Origin of the sequence: Pseudomonas sp. NPDC079367 (genome assembly GCF_044542195.1) — a bacterium.
Classification (GTDB): domain Bacteria; phylum Pseudomonadota; class Gammaproteobacteria; order Pseudomonadales; family Pseudomonadaceae; genus Aquipseudomonas.
Map to the genome: position 1 here is coordinate 146,056 of NZ_JBITTW010000002.1, position 19,434 is coordinate 165,489.

Consider the following 19,434-nt stretch of genomic DNA (forward strand, 5'->3'; position numbering starts at 1 on the left):
ACTTGTTGCGGCGGAGTTCCCCATGAACTACCTCATTTCTCTGGCCATTGGCCTGGGCGTCGGCCTGCTCTACGGCGCGCTCGATTTTCGTTCTCCCGCACCCCCGGCGATCGCGCTGGTCGGTCTGCTCGGCATGTTGGCCGGTGAGCAGTTGTGGCCGCTGGGCCGGCAGCTGGTCGCGGGCTGGTTGTCCTGAATTTCCTTTTTTCCTTTCGGTGGATGTGCCCATGAAAGCGTTGCAATTCGATCAGACCGGCGACCTGTCTTCCCTGCGTTTCGTCGACGTCCCGACCCCGGTGCCCGGTGCCGATGAAGTGTTGGTGCAGATCAAGGCTGCCGGCCTCAATCCCAGCGATGTGAAAAACGTCCTCGGCCGTTTCCCTTACACCACTTTGCCACGGGTTCCGGGGCGGGATTTTGCCGGGGTGGTGGTCGAGGGGCCGCAAGCAGTGATCGGTCAGGAAGTCTGGGGCACCGGGCGCGAGCTGGGCTTCTTCGCCGACGGTGCTCATGCGCAATTCGTCAAACTGCCGGCCAGCGGTGTGGCGCACAAACCGGCGCACCTGAGTTTCGCCCAGGCGGCCAGCCTCGGCGTGCCGTACACCACGGCGTGGGATGCGCTGGAACGTAGCCTGGTCAGCGCCGACACGCGGTTATTGGTGATCGGCGGCGGGGCAGTGGCCACAGCGGCTTTGGCGCTGGCAAAAGTGCGCGGCGCGCAATTGCTGGCGGCGGCGCGCCGGCCCGGGCAGGTAGCAGATTTGCAGAAGCAGGGCTATCAGACGATTCAACTGGAAAAGCCTGAAGACCTCGGTGCGCAGGTCAATGCCGTGTATCGCGGCGGCGCTGATGTGATCGTCGACACCACAGGTTTCTGGCTGCCGGCCTCGGTCGCGGCACTGGCCACTTTCGGTCGCATCGCCATTATCGCCGCGCCGGTCGACGGCCATGTGCAACTGCCGGCGCTGGCGCTGTATCGCAAGGGCGGCTCGGTGGTCGGCATCAACTCTTTGTTGTACGGCGTTGAGGCGTGCGCCGCGATGCTCGAGCAGTTCGGGCGGTTCTTCGATGAGGATCGCTTGCCGCTGCCGCAGGGCTTGGTGCAAGTGCCGCTGGCTGAGGGAGTGGCGCGCTATGCCGAGGTCAATCAGGGCGGTGGCGACAAGATCATTTTGCTGCCCTGACCCGCCCACGCCCTGGACGAGCAGCTCGCTTCCACATTGAAAGGGCATGCGATCCGGGATCATTTCCGTAGGATCCCGGTCGATCCCTTGTCAGCCGCCTCCGGTTCGCTCGCGAGCCGGCGAAAAAGGGAAAGGTCTGACTTCACCCGTTGCATCGCGCCGTTGCACAGTCCTGTCTTTCAATCAGACACAGGGACAGGTGGATGCGCATCGCTGGAAGGCCCGTTGTTTTTACCCTCGATATCGAGGGCGTTTCCCATGATCTTCAAGTGTTCAGCTTCCGAACCCGGGAAGCGCTCAACCAGACCTACGAACTCAATCTCGAGCTGGTCAGCGAGCGCCCCGATCTCGATCTGCAAGACCTGCTGCATCGGCCGGCCTTCCTCTGTTTTGGTGCCGACGGCAGCGGCATGCACGGTCTGGTCTATCGGGTCGGTCAAAGCGATTGCGGTGCTCGGCTGAGCCGTTACCAGATCACCTTGGCGCCGCATCTTGCCTACCTCGCGCATCGGCGCAATCAGCGGATCTTCCAGAACCTGAGCGTGCCGCAGATCATCGCCAATGTGTTGGGCGATCACGGCATGCAGGCCGATGCCTGGCATTTTCAGCTCAGCGCCGAGTACCCGGAGCGGGTGTATTGCGTGCAATACCAGGAATCGGATCTGCACTTTATCCAGAGGCTGTGCGAAGAGGAGGGCTTGCACTTTCACTTCCGCCACCGCCGTGAGGCGCACCTGTTGGTGTTCGGCGATGATCAAACGGCATTTCTCAAACACGACGTGACGACGCGCTATGTGCAGGGCAACGGCCTGGTTGCCGATGCGCCGGTTATCGACCAGTTCACTGTGCGCCTGGAGCCGCGCTCCAATCTCGTCGAGCGCCGCGACTATCACTTCGAAAAGCCCGCAGTGCAATTGGACGCCAAGGCCAGTGCAGCGCGGGCTCCGCTGCTTGAGGATTATGAGTTTCCCGGCCAGTTCACCCATCGCGATCGCGGCAAGCACCTCAGCCAGCGTGCGCTGGAGCGCCATGGTGCCGACTATCGTCTGGCCAGCGGGCGAAGTAACCAGGCGCTGATGCGCGGCGGTAGCTTCATGACCATGGCGGATTATTCACGCGCCGACTGCAACGATTTATGGCTGCTGACCGAGGTTGAGCACATCGGCCGACAGCCACAAGTGCTTGAGGAAGCGTTCACCGAGCAGGCCGACGCTGATGGGTTCAGTCAGGGCTACCGCAACCATTTCGTCGCGACACCGTGGGATGTGGTGTTTCGCCCCAAGCTCAAGCATGGCAAACCGCGCGTGAGTGGCAGCCAGTTGGCGGTGGTGACCGGCCCGCCCGGGAAGGAGATCTACAGCGATCCGTACGGTCGCGTTAAAGTGCAAATGCTCTGGGATCGAGACGGCCAGCGCGATGAACAATCAAGTTGCTGGCTGCGCGTGGCCACCGCCTGGGCACATGACCGCTACGGCAGCGTGCAGATTCCGCGGGTCGGCATGGAAGTGCTGGTGGGATTCACCGATGGTGATCCGGACAAACCGCATTTGCTGGCCTGCCTGCCCAACGCCGAGACCCCGTTGCCACTGGACCTGCCGGCGCAACAGACGCGCAGTATCTGGCGCAGCCAGAGCAGCCCCGGCGGCGGTGGTTACAATGAATTGCGCATCGAGGACAGGCAAGGCGCCGAAGAAATTTCCATCAGGGCGGAGCGCGACTTCGTTCAGCACGTGCTCAATGACCTGCGTATCCAGATCGACAACCTCCACAGTCAGGTCATCGGCGGCGTCTCAAGCGTTGAGTTGCGCGATGAGGAACATCACCTCACGCACGGCAATCGCCTGACTGAACTCAAGCAGGACGATCATCTGTGGGTGCAGGGCGAGCGGCATGTGCGGGTGGCCAGCCAGCGCGTCAGTGCCGCGCAGCAGCTGCATTTCGGCGCGGGCGAGCAGGTGGTTCTCAACAGCGGCATGCAGATAACCCTGGCGGCCGGCGGGCACTGGTTGACGGTGGGGGCGGCAGGAATTTTCAGCAGTACGCCGATTGTCCAGGGAGGGGTGCCAGCGGTGTCCCTGCCAGCCGAGCCGTTGCTGCCGGGTGCCGCGCCGTTGCTCAAGGCGACGTTCGATGCCGTGCAGCAACGTCATGCGTTGCTGACCACGCGGACCTCGCGTTGCCTGATCTGCGAGGCGGCCCAGGCATGAAGCTTCTGACGGATTGGCCTGAAGGTTTGCCGTGGGATGAGCAGCAGGCGTTTGTGCTGCTCGACGGTGCGACGATCACCGATTTGCCGGCGCAACTGCGAAGGCTCGACCCCGCCGCCAACGCTTTCGCGCTGTACGACCAGCCACCGTTTTCGGCTTTGCGTGACGTATCGCCGCTGCTGGTGGCGCTCGCTGACGCTGACGATCCGGTGGCGCGGTTTTATCGCCAGCACGCCCAACAGGAATGGGGCGTGCTGTTGTTCAGCGCCGCGCCGGCGCATGAAATCGTCGCGCACTTGCGCCAGTTGCTGATCGTCGAGTTGCCGGTCGGCTCGCCGGTGTTGTTGCGGCTGGCGGATGCCGCCGTGGCGCAGGCGCTGTTTGCCAGCGGCGATGCGAGTCTGTTCGGGCCTCTGGGGTGCGTGGTCACGGCGGATGGTGCGCGGCAAGTCTGGCACTGTCAGCGACCTCGGCACGGGCAGGGTGGGGCGCTGGTGGTGCCGTATCGGTTGAGTGTCGAGCAGGATGCCGCGCTGGATCGGGTGGATCGGCGGCGGGTGTTGCTCGACATTGATACGCACCTGCTCAAGCACTTTCCTGACTTTCATGCCGGGGACACGGCAGTTGAACGCTGGCAAGTGCTGGAACGCATCCACGCCCATGCCAGCGAGCTTGCCTTGAGCAGCCCGTCCGAGATTCTGCTGTACGCCAACGTGGTGGCATGGCTGGACGATGCTGCGTGCAGTCGGCATCCGCAGATCCATCAGCTGATGAACACACCTTCGCTGCAATCACCCGGCGAGCGCGTTGCGATTGCCGCTGCAATAGCCTTTCGATGGGCCTCTGAGAGACATCAATCATGAACCACTCCGCCAACCTCGATGCGTTAGCCGCCTCGAAAGCGCCCATTGGTGCGCCAGCCGCCTGCCCCTTGCGCAACACCCACGTGCAACTGTTGCCCCTCGCGTACGGCCTGGTGGAAAAACCCTTCGACCCCGGCACCGAACTCACGCTGCCGTACACCCTGACCACGCGCCCCATGGGCATCCGCCGCCTGCGCGACGGTTGGCTGTACATCGTCGACAGCCTCAGCGGTGAGCTCTACGAATACCGCGTGCTGGAAGGCGTCATCAGCGCATTGCTGCATCGCGGCAAAAGCGTCAGCGAGGATCAGCGCAGCGCCATCGAAGAACGTCCGGCGTTGATCTTTTCACGCAAAAGCACCCTCTACGTGACCTTTGCCGACGTGCAGTTGAGCGCGGCGAAATGCCGACAGGTGCTGGACAGCGCGGAGGAACGCGAGCACTTCATGCAGGCGGTCGATCTTGGCCCGGTGCATTGTCTGATCGGCGGCGAGCATCTGCTCACCGTGGCCCAGGCAAAACAGTGGCTGGCGGAAGTGGCCTGCACGCCAAAACCGCTGGCCGAGGCAGACGCCACGCGGATGCCGACGGTGCAGGTCAGCGACGCGCCGGAGCACGAACGCGAACCCTATCTGTGGGAAAACCCACGGCGTTTTCGCGAGGCGCATATCGGCGAATTTCTTGGCCGGGTGCGCGGACCTTATCAGGACGACACGCTGTTTCTGCTGGTCAACGACGACCTCGGGGTGATGCGCGATCTGGCCGATTATCAGGACCTGGTGGTCGGCTGGATCGAGCAGTGGAGCAACACTGACAACAACGAGCGCGACTATCTGCTGGCCAGTTACATCGAGTCGCTGAGCCAGCTCGGCGCTCAGGATTTTGACACCCTGGCCAAGGCCAGCGACGATCCGCGCGCCCAGGCATTGTTTGCTGAACTGGAGCAATTGCCCGAAGCGGATCGGGAAAATACTCGGCAGGCGCTGCTCGAGTATTTGAACAAGGGTGGTGAGGTTGTCCCGGCAGATACTCAGGCTCGACCTGAACTGCAGCAACAGCGCGAAAAGGCTTTGGACGAGTCGTTGGCGCTGAACCGCTTTGATGGCGTCGCCCCGGATTTCACCGCGCACGCTCGCGTCACCGCCGAGGCGGATCGGCGCTTTTACACCCGCGAATATTTTCTCGAAGTCGCCCCCGCCGAGGTCGTCGAGCGCCACCTGAGCACACTGGTCGAGCTCGGCAAGGATCAGAACCGGCGCATGAAAGACGTGCTCGACGGCCCGCTGCTCAGCGGCAAACGCGGCATCAACGACCTGATCGACCGCCCGGCCATGGACGAGGTGCTGAACAGTCATCGCGACAACCTCGGACGCTGGAATCGCCTGCTCGAACGCATCACCGCCGATCGCGCGCAACTGCTGTGCGCCGGGCGTTTCCATCGCTCGGCGTGGTATTTCGACGGCCAAGTGCAGATCGATCAGGCTTTCGCCAGCGAATACGCCTGCCTCAAGGACATCGGCCGCAGCGACGCGGCCAATGAGCAAATGCTCGGATACCTCGAGCAACACCCGCAACTGACCCGCCCGCTGTTCTACACCTTGCCGCTGCGTTTGCAGACCGAACAGGCCGGGCAATATTCAACGCTGTTCAACGCCGGCATGGCGATGTTCAACAACCTGCCGGACTGGCTGGCCAAATTGCAGAGCATCGAGCAGCCGCAGCTGCCGGCCCTCGACGATCTGCCGGCACACAGCCGCGTGCTCGCCGATGCCGTGCAGGACACCTACAGCCCGGCGCTGAACCTCGGCCTGAGCCGGGCGCTGGAAGGCTTTGATCTTGCCGGCGAGAAAATCCCCGACCTCGACGAGCTGTTCCAGCGCTTGCCCAAAGCCCTGCGCCTGCGCGTCTTCGACGCCGCGCGAACCAGCGGCGTGACCTTCACCGTGTCCACCCCGGCGGAGCAAGCGGCGCTGCAAGCCACGATCAAGGAAGTGCTGCGCGAACGCGACTACCTGAAAACCCTCAACCGCGAACGCAACCAACTCACCCACAACAAAAACCGCCAGGGCCACAAAACTGCCCGGGCGATGGAATTGCAGCAGGAAATCGTCCGCGTGCGCACGCAACTGGCCTTGTTCGAAGGAAGACTGGCGGCAGCGTTAAGCCCGATTGATGAGGTGCCTGATCGCTCGGCGCGACTGTATGGCGCCACACCGGCGAAAGCGGGCGTGACGGTGGTGTTTCCGCCGGCGCAGCACGGGGAATTGCGCGGGTTGCTGGAGAATATTCGTGCGGGGGTGGCGGGAGTTTCGAAGGCGAGTCTGGTGCGGACGGAGGGGATGGGGTTGTTGGTGGTGTTGGTGCAGGTGGTGAATTTGGTGGGGGCTTATCGGGCGGTGATGAAGCAGACGAGGGATGGGAAGAAACGAGCGGAATTTTTTGCGGCTCTGGCCGCGACAGGCGCAGCCGGATTTACCGCTGCACAGGGGCTTGCAGATACAGCGTTAAGGGCTCGCAGCACGAGTCTTGTCGGGAGTTTGCAGCTTGAAGCGTTGCAACAGGTTCGTGTGCAAGTGGGGAAGTTGCATGTGGGGTTGGGGGGATTCACTTACACCTTCGGTCTACTGTCATCTGTTAACAGTTTTAACAATCACAGACGCAATTGGCAGGAAGCTGTTCGTAGCGGAGATCACTCGGCGCAAACCGGGGCTGCACTTGCGACGCTGGGCGCTGGCGGCATGGCGTCCGCCAACACATACGGTTTAAGTGAAACGCTGTTTGCTGGCTATAAAATAATTAATGCCCAAAACAATGCGGCACGGACAGTCGCCTGGGCTGCCGCTGGTACACGTCTTTCTTTAGTGTTCTTTCGCTTCAATTTGGCCGGTGCGTTGTTCACCGTGCTGGAGTTCGTCGGAACGTGGCTGTTCAATCGTTACAACCTCTCTGCCCACGACAAGTGGTTGAAAATCACGCCCTGGAGCCGTGATGAAGAGATGCGCGGTGACCACTCCCTGGATGACTATCAAAGTTATCTCGCTTTTTTAATACACGCTCCTTATGCCCAATCGGGACCTGATCCCGGTGACACTTGGCTGAAGACCTTACTATTTGGCGCCAAGCCCAGCGATATTCATTTGGTTTTGCCGAGGCTGGCGCTAAATGATCTTCTGCCGCCGTTGAACGGTAAACCGACCCATCGCTTGGGAATCGGCGCCCATCGACTTGTTCTACCGCTGCATGGTCGCGGTGTGCCGCAAGTGCGCAGGGAAGTCATCAGTGAGGAGATATTGAGCAGTCTGCGAATCGCAAAGTCATCGCCAGATGGTTTGGTACTTTGCCTTCAATACCCCGTCCGTCCCGACTCTGAGTACGTGCCTGCAAAGGAAACGCTCGAACTTGCCGTATGTATTCAAGCTGTTAATGGCAATGGCGAGTGGGCATCCCGAACCCGTGTCATACATATCGACCCTCGGGATACCGGCCATTTTGCCGTTGTTGTTCCCGGCTCGGTCAAGGAAAACCCTCCGGTACTGCTGGTAGAAACTCAATACCTCGAATGGGTTGACCATGCTAAATAATCACGATGAGCCTCTTGCTACTGCGCAATGTGAGGTGATTAGAAGAGCGGGGGATGTGGCGCCGTTCCCAAGCGGGAAAATTACCTATCTCGCACCGTTGCCATTGCCCACGCCGATGCCACCTTATGGCCCGCATATCGGTGAACTCAATGATGTTTACATGGACTTCGGATTAGGCCAGCCGGAAGTTTTCATGTGGCAAATGACTCTGGGTGGGCCATTTGCTACGTCGTTCTCGGTGCTTTTTTTATTTCCGATTATTACTGGCTTTTTAGGGATTATTTTCGGCTATGGTCAAGAAGCCATATGGGAGTCAATGCTTGCCATCTTCGAAGAGGCTCGCGAGAACATTCTATTGACGGGGCCTTTTACGCTCCTCATCGGCCTGGGCGTCTGGCACCACGTCCACAAAAAACGCCTCTCTCTCATCCCAACCCGCTTCAACCGCCAACGCCGCGAAGTCTGCTTCATGCCCGAGGGCGCCACTGAACCAGTCTTCGTCCCTTGGGAATCGCTGTCCGCGTGGATCATCGAAGCCAAAGGCGCCACCCAGTTCGGCATCCATCGCCAATACGGCATGGGCATCGGTTTTCATCACGGCGATACCCTCACCAGTCTTGAATTCCAATGCGCCGGCCTGGAGCTCGCGATCAGCCATTGGGAAGCAATTCGCGGTTACATGGAGTACGAAGTCAACGACCTCAAATCGATTCAGGATTTGCAGGATCTGCAAGGCCCGGACGACCCACCCCACGAAGGCCTGCACACTTTTCGTAACGCCCGCGCGCGGATGCACCAGCAGATCCGTGAAGGCCGCCGCTCGCGGCTGTCGGGATTTTTTTGGTACCTGTATCACGTCATGACTTTATGGACGATTCCAAACCGTTTGGTCGAATGGGAAGTGCGGCGTCTGGAAAGAATCGGCAAGCAGGCGCTGCCGGAAGTTATGCGCGAATGGTCCGAGCCATTGCCGAAAGAGCAATGGGCCAAGCCCAGCGAAGAGTTGCTGCGGCTGAGTGAACAAGTGCGGCGTATGCACAAGCGCCAGCCGCATCGGCCGGTTACGCAGATTTTCGCTGAGGTTTGCAGGCGGGCTGTGGACTGATGCAGAGCAGTTTTGTGACCAGAGGGAGGGAGGTTTTTTGCCTGTTTGAGCGCCTTCGCGAGCAGGCTCGCTCCCACAGGGGACCGCGCTGGATGCGGATGTTTCGGTTGATCTTGGCCGAGGTGTAGACCCTCGGGATGGCGGCCATGTCTCAGTTGGTGCTCCCGGCTGGGTCAAGGAAAACCCGATGGTTCTACTGGTAGAAACTCACTATCTCGAATGGGCTGACCATGCTGAATAATCGCAGTAATCCTCTTTCTAGTTCGGAATATGAGAGGGTTAAAAAAGCGGGCGATATTGAGCCGTTCCCAAGCGGGAAGATTACCTATCTCGCACCGTTGCCATTACCTACAGCAATGCCGCCTTATGGGCCTCACATTGGGGATTTAAACGAAGCATACATGGACTTTGGGCTTGGACTGCCAGAGGTATTTTCGTGGCAGGTAATTCTCGGCGCGCCAACCGCAGGCGCCTTTATGATCATTGTTTTATTTCCTTTATTTACCGGCTTGCTAGGTATTATTTTTGGCTATGGAAACGGGGCCATTTGGGAATCAATGATTGGTGTATTCGAAGAGGCTTACAAGAACCAATTAATCTGCGGCCCCTCGATCCTTCTTATTGGCCTCGGCGTCTGGCACCACGTCCACAAAAAACGCCTCTCCCTCATCCCGACCCGCTTCAACCGCCAACGCCGCGAAGTCTGCTTCATGCCCGAAGGCGCCACCGAACCAGTCTTTGTTCCATGGGAATCACTCAGCGCATGGATCATCGAAGCCAAGGGCGCCACCCAATTCGGCATCCACCGCCAATACGGCATGGGCATCGGTTTCTATCAAGGTGAAAATCTCATAAGCCAGGAATTCCAATGCGCCGGCCTGCAGCTCGCGATCAGCCATTGGGAAGCGATTCGCGGCTACATGGAGTACGAAGTCAACGACCTCAAATCGATCCAGGATTTGCAGGATCTTCAAGGCCCGGACGACCCACCCCACGAAGGCCTGCACACTTTCCGTAACGCCCGCGCGCGGATGCACCAGCAGATTCGTGAAGGACGCCGCTCGCGGCTGTCGGGGTTCTTTTGGTACCTGTATCACGTCATGACTTTATGGACGATTCCCAACCGTTTGGTCGAATGGGAAGTGCGCCGTCTGGAAAGAATCGGCAAGCAGGCGCTGCCGGAGGTAATGCGCGAATGGTCCGAGCCGCTGCCCGAAGAACAATGGGCCAAGCCCAGTGAAGAGTTGTTGCGACTGATTGAACAAGTGCGGCGTATGCACAAGCGCCAGCCGCATCGGCCGATTACGCAGATTTTTGCTGAGGTTGGCAGGCGGGGCTGACGGAGTGATGCAGGCAGTTTCGATTCCTTTCGCGCGCAGGCGCGCTCCCACAGGGCATCGCGCTACAAATGTGGGAGCGAGCCTGCCCGCCAAGGCGTCGCTCGGTCAGCACAAGAATCTGCGCGCTCGCGCTCTGCTAGAATCCGCCCCATTCATTGCCAGAGACTCTCCCATGAGCGAGCCGATTCGTCTGACCCAATACAGCCATGGCGCCGGCTGTGGCTGCAAGATTTCCCCGCAGGTGCTGGAAGTGATCCTCGCCGGCAGCGGCGCACAAAACCTTGATCCAAAACTCTGGGTCGGCAACGCATCGCGCGACGACGCGGCGGTTTACGAGATCGATGCCGAGCGCGGTGTGGTGTCGACCACCGATTTTTTCATGCCGATTGTCGATGACCCGTTCGACTTCGGCCGCATCGCCGCGACCAACGCGATCAGCGATATCTACGCGATGGGTGGCGATCCGTTGATGGCGATCGCGATTCTCGGCTGGCCGGTGAATGTGCTGGCGCCGGAAGTGGCGCGGGAAGTGATTCGTGGCGGTCGTTCGGTGTGTGACGCGGCGGGCATCCCGTTGGCGGGGGGGCATTCGATCGATGCGCCGGAGCCGATCTTCGGCCTCGCCGTCACCGGCCTTGTGGAAAAGCGCCACATGAAGCGCAACGACACCGCTACCGCCGGTTGCCTGTTGTACCTGACCAAACCGCTGGGCATCGGCATCCTCACCACCGCCGAAAAGAAGGGCAAATTGCGCGCTGCCGATGTCGGTGTCGCACGTGACTGGATGTGCACCCTTAACAAGCCCGGCAGCCGTTTCGGCAAACTCGCCGGCGTTACGGCGATGACTGACGTCACCGGTTTCGGCCTGCTCGGGCATCTGGTGGAAATGGCCGACGGCAGCCAGTTGACTGCGCGCATCGCCTATGACCGCGTGCCGCGTCTGGACAGCGTCGAGTACTACCTCGATCAGGGCTGCGTGCCGGGCGGTACGCTGCGCAACTTCGACAGCTATTCGAGCAAGGTTGGCCGCGTGCAGGAGTTGCACAAACGCGTGCTGTGCGATCCGCAGACCAGCGGCGGTCTGCTGATTGCGGTCACGCCTGAAGGCAATGACGAGTTCCTCGGCGTCGCCGCCGAACTGGGCCTGAACCTTGCGCCGATCGGCGAACTGGTTGAGCGACAGACGAACGCAGTCGAGGTGATTTGATGCTCCGCGACTGCACCGACTACCGCGATATCTTCCTCAACGACCGGCCAATGATGGATGCCCGCGCGCCGGTCGAGTTTCACAAAGGCGCGTTCCCCGGCGTGGTCAACCTGCCGCTGATGAATGATCTGGAACGGCAGAAGATCGGCACTTGCTACAAGCAGCATGGCCAACAGGCGGCGATCGAGCTGGGCCATCAACTGGTGTCCGGCGCAGTCAAGGCCGAGCGCATCCAGGCCTGGGCCGACTTCGCCCGGGCTCATCCCGATGGTTACTTGTACTGTTTTCGCGGTGGTCTGCGCTCGCAAATCACCCAGCAGTGGCTGCGCGATGAGGCCGGTATCGACTATCCGCGCGTCGGTGGCGGCTACAAGGCGATGCGCAGCTTTTTGATCGATACCCTTGAGCAGGCCATCGCGCAGTGTGATTTCGTTTTGCTCGGCGGCATGACCGGGACCGGCAAGACCGAAGTGCTGGTGCAATTGCGCAACGGTGTGGATCTGGAAGGCCACGCCAACCATCGCGGCTCCAGTTTTGGCAAACGCGCCACCGGGCAGCCGTCGAACATCGATTTCGAGAATCGCCTGGCCATCGACTTCCTGAAGAAGCGCGCTGCCGGTATCGAGCAGTTTGTGCTCGAAGACGAGAGCCGCGTCGTTGGCAGTTGTGCCTTGCCGCTGCCGCTGTATCAGGGCATGCAGCAGTACCCGATGGCCTGGCTGGAAGATCGTTTCGAGGATCGTGTCGAACGGATCCTGCGCGATTACGTCATCGATCTGTCGGCGGAGTTTGCCTCGGTCCACGCTGACAAAGGGTTTGCGCTGTTCTCCGAGCGTCTGCTGGAAAGCCTCAACAATGTGCAGAAACGCCTTGGCGGGGAACGCCATTCGCGGATGCTGGTGTTGATGGAACAGGCGTTGGCCGAGCAGGGTCGCAGCGGCGCGGTGGACCTGCATCGCGGCTGGATCGAGGGTTTGCTGCGTGAGTATTACGACCCGATGTATGTGTTCCAGCGCGAGAAGAAGGGCGGGCGGATCGAGTTCGCTGGGGAGCAGGGGGCGGTGATCGAGTATTTGCGCGGGCGGGTGAGCCAGAAGGCTTGAGGCGCAAGCGCCTGACCTCTTCGCGAGGTCAGGCGCTACAAAACTCAGGTCGGGCAGGTGTCCTTGCCGTTATCCAGCCCCTGCTTGTAGCTACGGCTCTGCAAACTGGCCTTGCCGTTGTGCCATTTCAGGGTCAGTACATACAACGAGTCGAAATCATCGCCGGCCCAGTCATCGGTGATCTTCTGCCGCTCGCCCACTGCGTTGCCGGCAACCTTGTTGATCAGATCCGGCAGGTAGCCATGGGACCAGGCGGTGTAGATCGTCGAGTTGTGGTACTTCTCGCTCAGCAGCTCGCGGGCCAGATCGCTGGTGTCGTTGGCGGAGAACTCGATGTTCACCGGCAGGCCAAGCTTGATCGCGGCAGGGCTGATGGTCATCAGCGGACGAATGTAGCTGTAGGAATTGTCCAGCTCGCCTTCCTCGACGTTGCGCGTCGGGTTGGCGGCGAACACGTAATCGGCCTTGCCGAATTTTTCCGGCAGCAGCGTCGACAGGTCGATGGCGCGGTTCAGGCCCTGGCAGTTGAGCTGGCCGAGGCCGCCTTCGGGTTTTTCCGCGTGGCGCAGGAACACCAGCGTCTGCGTGCCGTCCGCCGGTTGTGCACGGCTTTCGCTGGATTCGAGAGACAGAAAAAGCGCGCTGACTGCCAGCAGGGAGGGCAGGGCCACGTACGCGCGATGTTTGAAACGTTTGGCGAAACTCATCAGGTTCGTCATCAATTCGAGGGTTCTTCAGCAAAATCGGTTAAGGCTGACAAACCTTGGCACCGCGGGCTCCCAGCACCGGGTGTTTCCCTGTCGTGAACAGCTTCCTCTGCGAGAAAGGCATAACTCAGAGTCCTGTAACGCCGTTTGGTTCGTTCCAGGCCAGTGCGCAGCACTCTAGCGGCAACCTTTGCGGGCATGCAGGCAGGTTAGCGACAGGATGTTACGGTTCGTGTAGGCGCAGCGGCAGGCCTACTTTATGATCGGTTTTCAATTTGTGACTGGATGCTTCCAATGACCGATCTGTCTGCATTCCCGATTACTCAGAAATGGCCGGCGCAGTACCCGGACTGGATTCAGCTCTACTCCCTGCCGACCCCCAACGGCGTCAAAGTGTCGATCATGCTCGAAGAGATCGGCTTGCCGTATGAGCCGCACCGCGTCGGTTTCGACACCAACGACCAGACTTCGGCAGAGTTTCTCTCGCTGAATCCGAACAACAAGATTCCGGCGATCCTCGACCCGCATGGCCCTGAAGACAAGCCGCTGCCGCTGTTCGAATCCGGCGCCATCTTGATCTATTTGGCCGACAAGAGCGGCCAGTTGCTCGCTCAGGAAGGCGCGCTGCGCTACGAGACCATTCAATGGCTGATGTGGCAGATGGGCGGCATCGGCCCGATGTTCGGCCAGCTCGGCTTCTTCAACAAATTCGCCGGCAAGGATTACGAGGACAAGCGCCCGCGTGATCGTTATGTCGAGGAAAGCAAACGCCTGCTTAACGTGCTCAACACCCGCCTCGAGGGTCGCGACTGGATCATGGGCGAGCGTTACACCATCGCCGATATCGCCACGTTCCCGTGGGTGCGCAATCTGCTTGGCTTCTATGAGGCCGGGGATCTGGTCGGGATTCAGAATTTCCCCAATGTCACCCGGGTGCTGGAGCGGTTTCTCGCGCGTCCGGCCGTCATTCGTGGCCTGACCATCCCGTCCTGACCCACCGCGTTCCCCTTGTAGGAGCTGCCGAAGGCTGCGATCTCTTGATCTTGTTTTTTAGGATCAAAGTCAAAAGATCGCAGCCTTCGGCAGCTCCTACAGGGATTATTGCACCTGCGGTAACGCTCTCTTGATTGATCCAGGTTTGTCCCGTACCCGCCGCAAGGCATAAGCTTCGCCCCCTACGACTTTCGTCTCATCCGCTGTTTTCAGGAAAGGCCCCATGTCCAGTCAGTTCCCCGAAGCACGTCCCCGCCGTCTGCGCCGCAATGCGAGCCTGCGCAGTCTGTTCCAGGAAACCGAGTTCAGTCTGAACGATCTGGTCCTGCCGATCTTCGTCGAGGAAGACATCGACGACTTCGTGCCGATCACCAGCATGCCCGGCGTGCAGCGCATTCCCGAGCGCAAACTGGCCAGCGAAATCGAGCGCTACGCCCGCGCCGGCATCAAGTCGGTGATGACCTTTGGCGTGTCCCATCATCTCGATGCCAACGGCAGTGACACCTGGCGCGAAGACGGGCTGGTGTCGCGCATGTCGCGCATTGCCAAGGACGCCGTGCCGGAAATGATCGTGATGTCCGACACCTGCTTCTGCGAATACACCGATCACGGCCATTGCGGCGTGATGCACAACCACGAAGTCGACAACGACCAGACCCTGATCAACCTCGGCAAACAAGCCGTAGCGGCCGCCCGCGCCGGTGCTGACGTGATTGCGCCCTCGGCGGCGATGGACGGCCAGGTGCGGGCGATTCGCCAGGCGCTCGACGCTGCCGGCTTCACGCAGATTCCGATCATGGCCTACTCGACCAAATTCGCTTCGGCACTGTACGGCCCGTTCCGCGAGGCTGGCGGCAGCGCGCTCAAGGGCGATCGCAAAAGCTATCAGATGAACCCGATGAACCGCCGCGAAGCCCTGCGCGAATCGCTGCTCGATGAGCAGGAAGGTGCCGATGCGCTGATGGTCAAACCGGCCGGCGCCTACCTCGATATCATCCGCGACATTCGCCAGGCCTCGAACCTGCCATTGGCGGCGTATCAGGTCAGCGGCGAGTACGCGATGATCAAGTTCGGCGCCCAGGCCGGCGCGATCGATGAGGATCGCGTGGTCCGCGAAAGCCTTGGCGCAATCAAGCGTGCCGGGGCGGATCTGATCTTCACCTACTTTGCGATGGATCTGGCACTCGCCGGGATCTAAGCCGCACTTCGTACCCCTGTGGGAGCGAGCCTGCTCGCGAAGAAGCCGGATCAAGCACCACAAAAACCAGAAAGGCCCCGCAACCGTGAAGCTGCGGGGCCTTTTTTACGACGCGATGACGCTTAGAAGTCGATCGTCCCCGACAACTTCGCCACTCGCGGTTCGCCCTGGGTCAGGTAGCCGCCCTGAGCCGATTCCCAGTACTTCTTGTTCGCCACGTTCTCGACGCCGAACCGCACGGTCACGTCCTTCTCCGACACCTTGAACGCATAACGCGCGCCCGCGTCGAAGCGGTTCCACGTCGGCAGGCTGAGGTTATTCGCCGCATCGGCGTATTGCCCGCCGGTGCGCAGCATCCGCGCGTTCAGCGCGACGCCTTGCAGGCCCGGTACGTCCCAGTCGACGCCAGCGTTGAACTGGAAGGTCGGTACGCCGATGGCGTGGTTGCCGTCGTTGGCGCCGTTGAGGGTGTTTTTCAGCTCGGTGTCCATCAACGTCAGGCCGCTGATCAGGCGCAGGCCGTCGAGCGGCTCGCCGAACACGTTCATCTCCACGCCTTTGTTGATCTGCTCGCCTTCGCGGACGTAAGTGCATGTGGTCGGACTGTTGATTTCGCAGTAGCCGTCGCTTGGCTGTTCGATGCGATAAACCCCGAGGCTCGCGCCGTAGGTGCCCATGTCGACTTTTACGCCCAGTTCGGTCTGTTTGGAGCGTTTCGGTGCATAGACTTCGTTGCCGTTGGTCACGCGAAAACCGCCGCTGCTGGTCGGCGAGGTCGGCCCTTGGGCCAGGCCTTCGATGTGGTTGGCGTAGAGCGACACATGTTCCCACGGCTTGAATACGATGCCGTACACCGGCGTGGTGATCGATTCGTCGTAGCTCGACGAGCGCGGGCCACTGCCGTAACTGGCGTAGCTGTAACCCTGCACGACCAGTTGCTGGCGACGCAGGCCGGCGGTGACCAGCAGGCGATCGTCGAAGAAGCCGAGGGTGTCGGAAATCGCCACGCTGCGGTTGAAGGTCTTGCCGACGATGCCCGGATCGTTGAGATCGCCGCCAGAGAAGTTGCCGACCGGCGCCGGAGGGGTGATCGGGTGATAGATGTTGTTCGAATAGCGGGTCAGGTCGAAGTCATAAGCACTGCGCTGCTCGGCCCAGATCCCGGTCAGGCCGAAATTCAGCTTGTGGCTGACTGGCCCGGTGTTGAATTTGCCGTTCAGACCGGCCATGACGCTGGTGTTGTCCTCGTCATGCGGGACGAACGAGCCGGTGGTGAACGACGCGCCGCTGTTGCCAACCAGTGTGGTCGAGTTGTAGCGACCGACCTCGCGGGTGTGCTTGGCGCCGCCAGCGGCGTAAGCGGTCCAGTTGTCGTTGAGGTCGTACTCGGCGCGGAGCATGCCGAAGGTGTCTTCGATATCGGTGTAGCCCCACTTCGGCGCGTAGTTGGTGTCCGCCGATGGCGCGTCCGGAATGTGCGTGGCGGTGCCGAGGTTGACCGAGCTGCGGCCACCGTTGACGCGTTCCTTCTGATAGGCAAAGTCGCCGGAAATCCGCAGCGCGTCGCCGCGATAGTCGAGGCCGATGGCGAACAGTTTCGAGCGCTGGTTCTCGTGATCGATGCCGGTGTCGCCTTCGCGCTGCGACAGGTTGACCCGCGCGCCGAAGCGGTTGTCTTCACCGAAACGCTGGCCGATATCGAAGTGGTGGCCGATCCGGCCTTCGCTGTTGATGTCGGTGGTGTAACGACGCAGCGGCACGTCGCCGGCGCGCTTGGGTTGCAGGTTGACGCCGCCGCCGATGCCGGAACCGGTCGGGGTCACGCCGTTGATGAAAGCGTTGGGGCCTTTGAACACTTCCACGCGCTCCAGCGCATCGGTGGAAATGATCTGCCGGGGCAACACGCCGTACAGGCCGTTATAGGAAATGTCGTCGCCATTGAGTGGCAGGCCGCGAATCATGAAGACCTGCGCCTGGTTGGAGAAGCCCGAGGCCTGGCGCACGGAAGAATCGTTGAGCAGCACGTCGGCGACATTTTCCGCCTGCTGGTCCTGGATCAGCTGCTCGGTGTACGACGCCGCGCTGAACGGCACGTCCATCATGTCCTGGTTGCCGAGCACGCCCAACTGTCCACCGCGCGCGACCTGACCGCCCGCGTAGACCGGGGGCAGGGCGTTGGGAGCAGGGGCCTGGGCATTGATGTTGACGTCGTCGAGCACCAGCTCTTTGCTGTTGTTCTCAGCGGCGTGGGCGGTGACGGTCAGGGAGCACAGCAGGGCGAGCAAAGTCGGGCGGAACGGAGCGCCGAGTCGAGCTGAAGCGGGCATGTCGAATACCTGGAGGCGAGCGGCCAATGAATAAATAAAGGGCGGCGCGGAACTCCTTGCGCTAATGCGACTCCAGGCGCAAATGATAGAGTTTCGCAGTAACGTTTTGCAATCAGTTTGTCATCCGTCGTAGGAGCTGCCGAAGGCTGCGATCTTTTGATCTTGCTTTTTGCAGATCAAGGTCAACATCAAGATCAAAAGATCGCAGCCTGCGGCAGCTCCTACAGGGGTTGTGTATGGTGTCGTGGCTAATTTGATTGGATGGAGCAACATGCGATTACTCATTACTGTTGGCGCCGTGCTGCTGCTCGCCGGTTGCGCCAGCCAGCGCAGCAACGAACCGGCGCCGCGTCCGCCGGCCGAAGTGAAGGCGGAAATCGTTCGCCTGTTGCCGGCCAAAACTGCCGATCGTCAGGGCTGGGCCACGGACATTTACGCCGCGTTCGCCGCGCAAGGCATCAACACCACGACGCAAAATCTGTGTTCGGTACTGGCCGTGGCCGAGCAGGAATCCACTTTCCAGGCCGACCCGACGGTGCCCGGTCTGGGCAAGATTGCTCGCGATGAGATCGATCGCCGCGCTGCCAAGGTGCACATCCCCGGCCTGCTGGTCAGCGGCGCTCTGCAAGTGCGCTCGCCCAATGGCAAGAGCTACAGCGAACGCCTGAGTGCGGCACGCAGTGAGAAAGAGTTGAGTGCCATTTTCGACGACTTCATTGGCATGGTGCCCATGGGGCGCACGCTGTTCGGCGGTTTCAACCCGGTGCACACCGGCGGGCCGATGCAGGTCAGCATCGAATTTGCCGAGGCGCACGCCAAGGATTATCCGTACCCGGTGGACGGCACGATCCGCCGTGAAGTGTTCAGCCGGCGCGGCGGCATGTATTTCGGCATCGCCCATTTGCTCGGTTACCCGGTCAATTACCGCGAGCCGCTGTATCGCTTTGCCGATTTCAACGCCGGTTGGTACGCCAGCCGCAATGCTGCATTCCAGAACGCGGTCAGCCGCGCTTCCGGCATTCCCCTGACGCTGGATGGCGACCTGATTCGCTACGACTCGATCATGCCCGGCAGCACCGAACTGGCGGTGCGCACCCTCGGCAAATCGCTGGGCATGCGCAACCCGACGATTCGCGATCAATTGGAGAAAGGCAAAACCCTGGAATTCGAAGAGACCAAACTCTATCAGCGCGTGTTCGAACTGGCGGAGCGGGCCGAAGGCAAGGCGTTACCGCGCGCGGTATTGCCGGGGATTGTGCTGCAGAGTCCGAAGATCACCCGCAAACTCACTACAGCCTGGTTCGCCAAGCGCGTGGACGAGCGTTACAAACGCTGCATGGCCAGGGCCGGCTGATGCCACAGACATAAAAAACCCGGCTGCGGGAGCCGGGTTTCTCTGCGGTGTTGCGCGTAAAGCGATGCATTCAGGCAACGCGACGTTCGATCAGGCGATCCGAACCACCTTCGGCGACGGTGTTGCCTTTCAGGCGATCGGAACCATCAGCAGCGACGGTGTTGCCTTGCAGGCGATCGGAACCATCAGCAGCGACGGTGTTGCCTTTCAGGCGATCGGAACCATCAGCAGCGACGGTGTTGCCTTGCAGGCGATCGGAACCATC

General features: G+C 60.8%; 14 protein-coding genes and 1 pseudogene. 12 read left to right on the forward strand and 3 right to left on the reverse strand.

The window, feature by feature from the left end; all coding sequences use genetic code 11:
- Positions 1–22 precede the first annotated feature (22 nt).
- The 9 genes from ACIGDJ_RS05560 to mnmH all read left to right on the forward strand — a co-directional run bounded on the left by ACIGDJ_RS05560 (position 23) and on the right by mnmH (position 12,590).
- Complete coding sequence (locus ACIGDJ_RS05560; protein ID WP_073471384.1) at positions 23–196, forward strand: DUF1427 family protein; 174 nt, start codon at positions 23–25, stop codon at positions 194–196.
- Positions 197–227: 31 nt separating this feature from the next.
- Positions 228–1,184, forward strand: coding sequence for a zinc-binding alcohol dehydrogenase family protein (locus ACIGDJ_RS05565; RefSeq protein ID WP_313006103.1), 957 nt, complete (start codon positions 228–230; stop codon positions 1,182–1,184).
- 203 nt (positions 1,185–1,387) lie between these two features.
- Positions 1,388–3,391 carry a type VI secretion system tip protein TssI/VgrG gene (gene tssI / locus ACIGDJ_RS05570; protein ID WP_397478781.1) on the forward strand — a complete coding sequence of 668 codons (2,004 nt, stop codon included), beginning with the start codon at positions 1,388–1,390 and terminating at the stop codon, positions 3,389–3,391.
- Entirely contained in the window at positions 3,388–4,254 is an 867-nt protein-coding gene (locus ACIGDJ_RS05575; protein WP_397478782.1) for a DUF4123 domain-containing protein, read from the forward strand. The genes tssI and ACIGDJ_RS05575 overlap by 4 nt, the downstream gene beginning before the upstream one ends.
- Positions 4,251–7,835, forward strand: a complete 3,585-nt coding sequence (locus ACIGDJ_RS05580; RefSeq protein ID WP_397478783.1) for a toxin VasX — start codon at positions 4,251–4,253, stop codon at positions 7,833–7,835. The genes ACIGDJ_RS05575 and ACIGDJ_RS05580 overlap by 4 nt, the downstream gene beginning before the upstream one ends.
- On the forward strand, positions 7,825–8,940 hold the full coding sequence (locus ACIGDJ_RS05585) for a hypothetical protein (RefSeq protein WP_397478784.1): 1,116 nt from the start codon (positions 7,825–7,827) through the stop codon (positions 8,938–8,940). The genes ACIGDJ_RS05580 and ACIGDJ_RS05585 overlap by 11 nt, the downstream gene beginning before the upstream one ends.
- Positions 8,941–9,170: 230 nt before the next feature.
- Positions 9,171–10,280, forward strand: a complete 1,110-nt coding sequence (locus tag ACIGDJ_RS05590) for a hypothetical protein (protein ID WP_397478785.1) — start codon at positions 9,171–9,173, stop codon at positions 10,278–10,280.
- Between the two features lie 172 nt (positions 10,281–10,452).
- Positions 10,453–11,487 (forward strand): selenide, water dikinase SelD, encoded by a 1,035-nt coding sequence (selD, locus tag ACIGDJ_RS05595; RefSeq protein WP_039763432.1) that lies wholly within the window; start codon positions 10,453–10,455, stop codon positions 11,485–11,487.
- Positions 11,487–12,590, forward strand: a complete 1,104-nt coding sequence (gene mnmH, locus ACIGDJ_RS05600; RefSeq protein WP_397478786.1) for a tRNA 2-selenouridine(34) synthase MnmH — start codon at positions 11,487–11,489, stop codon at positions 12,588–12,590. The genes selD and mnmH overlap by 1 nt, the downstream gene beginning before the upstream one ends.
- Positions 12,591–12,634: 44 nt before the next feature.
- Here mnmH and ACIGDJ_RS05605 read toward each other — a convergent pair whose 3' ends face one another.
- The gene (locus ACIGDJ_RS05605; RefSeq protein WP_313001937.1) at positions 12,635–13,309 is read right to left on the reverse strand and encodes a histidine phosphatase family protein; all 675 of its coding nucleotides are present in this window, start codon (positions 13,307–13,309) and stop codon (positions 12,635–12,637) included.
- A gap of 282 nt (positions 13,310–13,591) precedes the next feature.
- Between ACIGDJ_RS05605 and ACIGDJ_RS05610 the strand changes: the two genes are divergently transcribed.
- Together ACIGDJ_RS05610 and hemB are read left to right on the forward strand one after the other, a co-directional pair.
- Complete coding sequence (locus tag ACIGDJ_RS05610) at positions 13,592–14,290, forward strand: glutathione binding-like protein (protein ID WP_122611212.1); 699 nt, start codon at positions 13,592–13,594, stop codon at positions 14,288–14,290.
- Between the two features lie 223 nt (positions 14,291–14,513).
- A complete protein-coding gene (hemB, locus tag ACIGDJ_RS05615) occupies positions 14,514–15,488 on the forward strand; it encodes a porphobilinogen synthase (RefSeq protein ID WP_016775388.1) in 975 nt (324 codons plus the stop codon).
- A gap of 122 nt (positions 15,489–15,610) precedes the next feature.
- Here hemB and ACIGDJ_RS05620 read toward each other — a convergent pair whose 3' ends face one another.
- On the reverse strand, positions 15,611–17,815 hold the full coding sequence (locus ACIGDJ_RS05620; RefSeq protein WP_397478787.1) for a TonB-dependent receptor: 2,205 nt from the start codon (positions 17,813–17,815) through the stop codon (positions 15,611–15,613).
- A 271-nt stretch (positions 17,816–18,086) separates the two neighbouring features.
- Between ACIGDJ_RS05620 and ACIGDJ_RS05625 the strand changes: the two genes are divergently transcribed.
- Complete coding sequence (locus tag ACIGDJ_RS05625; protein WP_101159203.1) at positions 18,087–19,169, forward strand: DUF1615 domain-containing protein; 1,083 nt, start codon at positions 18,087–18,089, stop codon at positions 19,167–19,169.
- Between the two features lie 70 nt (positions 19,170–19,239).
- Here ACIGDJ_RS05625 and ACIGDJ_RS05630 read toward each other — a convergent pair.
- Positions 19,240–19,434 (reverse strand): annotated as a pseudogene (locus tag ACIGDJ_RS05630) (hypothetical protein); the annotation flags it as partial.

Bases quoted from the DNA above. Each gene is read 5' to 3' on its own strand.
- ACIGDJ_RS05580 (WP_397478783.1), top strand. From the start codon at position 4,251: ATGAACCACTCCGCCAACCTCGATGCGTTAGCCGCCTCGAAAGCGCCC.
- tssI (WP_397478781.1), top strand. From the start codon at position 1,388: ATGCGCATCGCTGGAAGGCCCGTTGTTTTTACCCTCGATATCGAGGGC.
- ACIGDJ_RS05605 (WP_313001937.1), bottom strand. From the start codon at position 13,309: ATGACGAACCTGATGAGTTTCGCCAAACGTTTCAAACATCGCGCGTAC.
- ACIGDJ_RS05590 (WP_397478785.1), top strand. From the start codon at position 9,171: ATGCTGAATAATCGCAGTAATCCTCTTTCTAGTTCGGAATATGAGAGG.
- ACIGDJ_RS05620 (WP_397478787.1), bottom strand. From the start codon at position 17,815: ATGCCCGCTTCAGCTCGACTCGGCGCTCCGTTCCGCCCGACTTTGCTC.
- ACIGDJ_RS05625 (WP_101159203.1), top strand. From the start codon at position 18,087: ATGCGATTACTCATTACTGTTGGCGCCGTGCTGCTGCTCGCCGGTTGC.
- ACIGDJ_RS05575 (WP_397478782.1), top strand. From the start codon at position 3,388: ATGAAGCTTCTGACGGATTGGCCTGAAGGTTTGCCGTGGGATGAGCAG.
- hemB (WP_016775388.1), top strand. From the start codon at position 14,514: ATGTCCAGTCAGTTCCCCGAAGCACGTCCCCGCCGTCTGCGCCGCAAT.
- mnmH (WP_397478786.1), top strand. From the start codon at position 11,487: ATGCTCCGCGACTGCACCGACTACCGCGATATCTTCCTCAACGACCGG.
- selD (WP_039763432.1), top strand. From the start codon at position 10,453: ATGAGCGAGCCGATTCGTCTGACCCAATACAGCCATGGCGCCGGCTGT.
- ACIGDJ_RS05585 (WP_397478784.1), top strand. From the start codon at position 7,825: ATGCTAAATAATCACGATGAGCCTCTTGCTACTGCGCAATGTGAGGTG.
- ACIGDJ_RS05565 (WP_313006103.1), top strand. From the start codon at position 228: ATGAAAGCGTTGCAATTCGATCAGACCGGCGACCTGTCTTCCCTGCGT.
- ACIGDJ_RS05610 (WP_122611212.1), top strand. From the start codon at position 13,592: ATGACCGATCTGTCTGCATTCCCGATTACTCAGAAATGGCCGGCGCAG.
- ACIGDJ_RS05560 (WP_073471384.1), top strand. From the start codon at position 23: ATGAACTACCTCATTTCTCTGGCCATTGGCCTGGGCGTCGGCCTGCTC.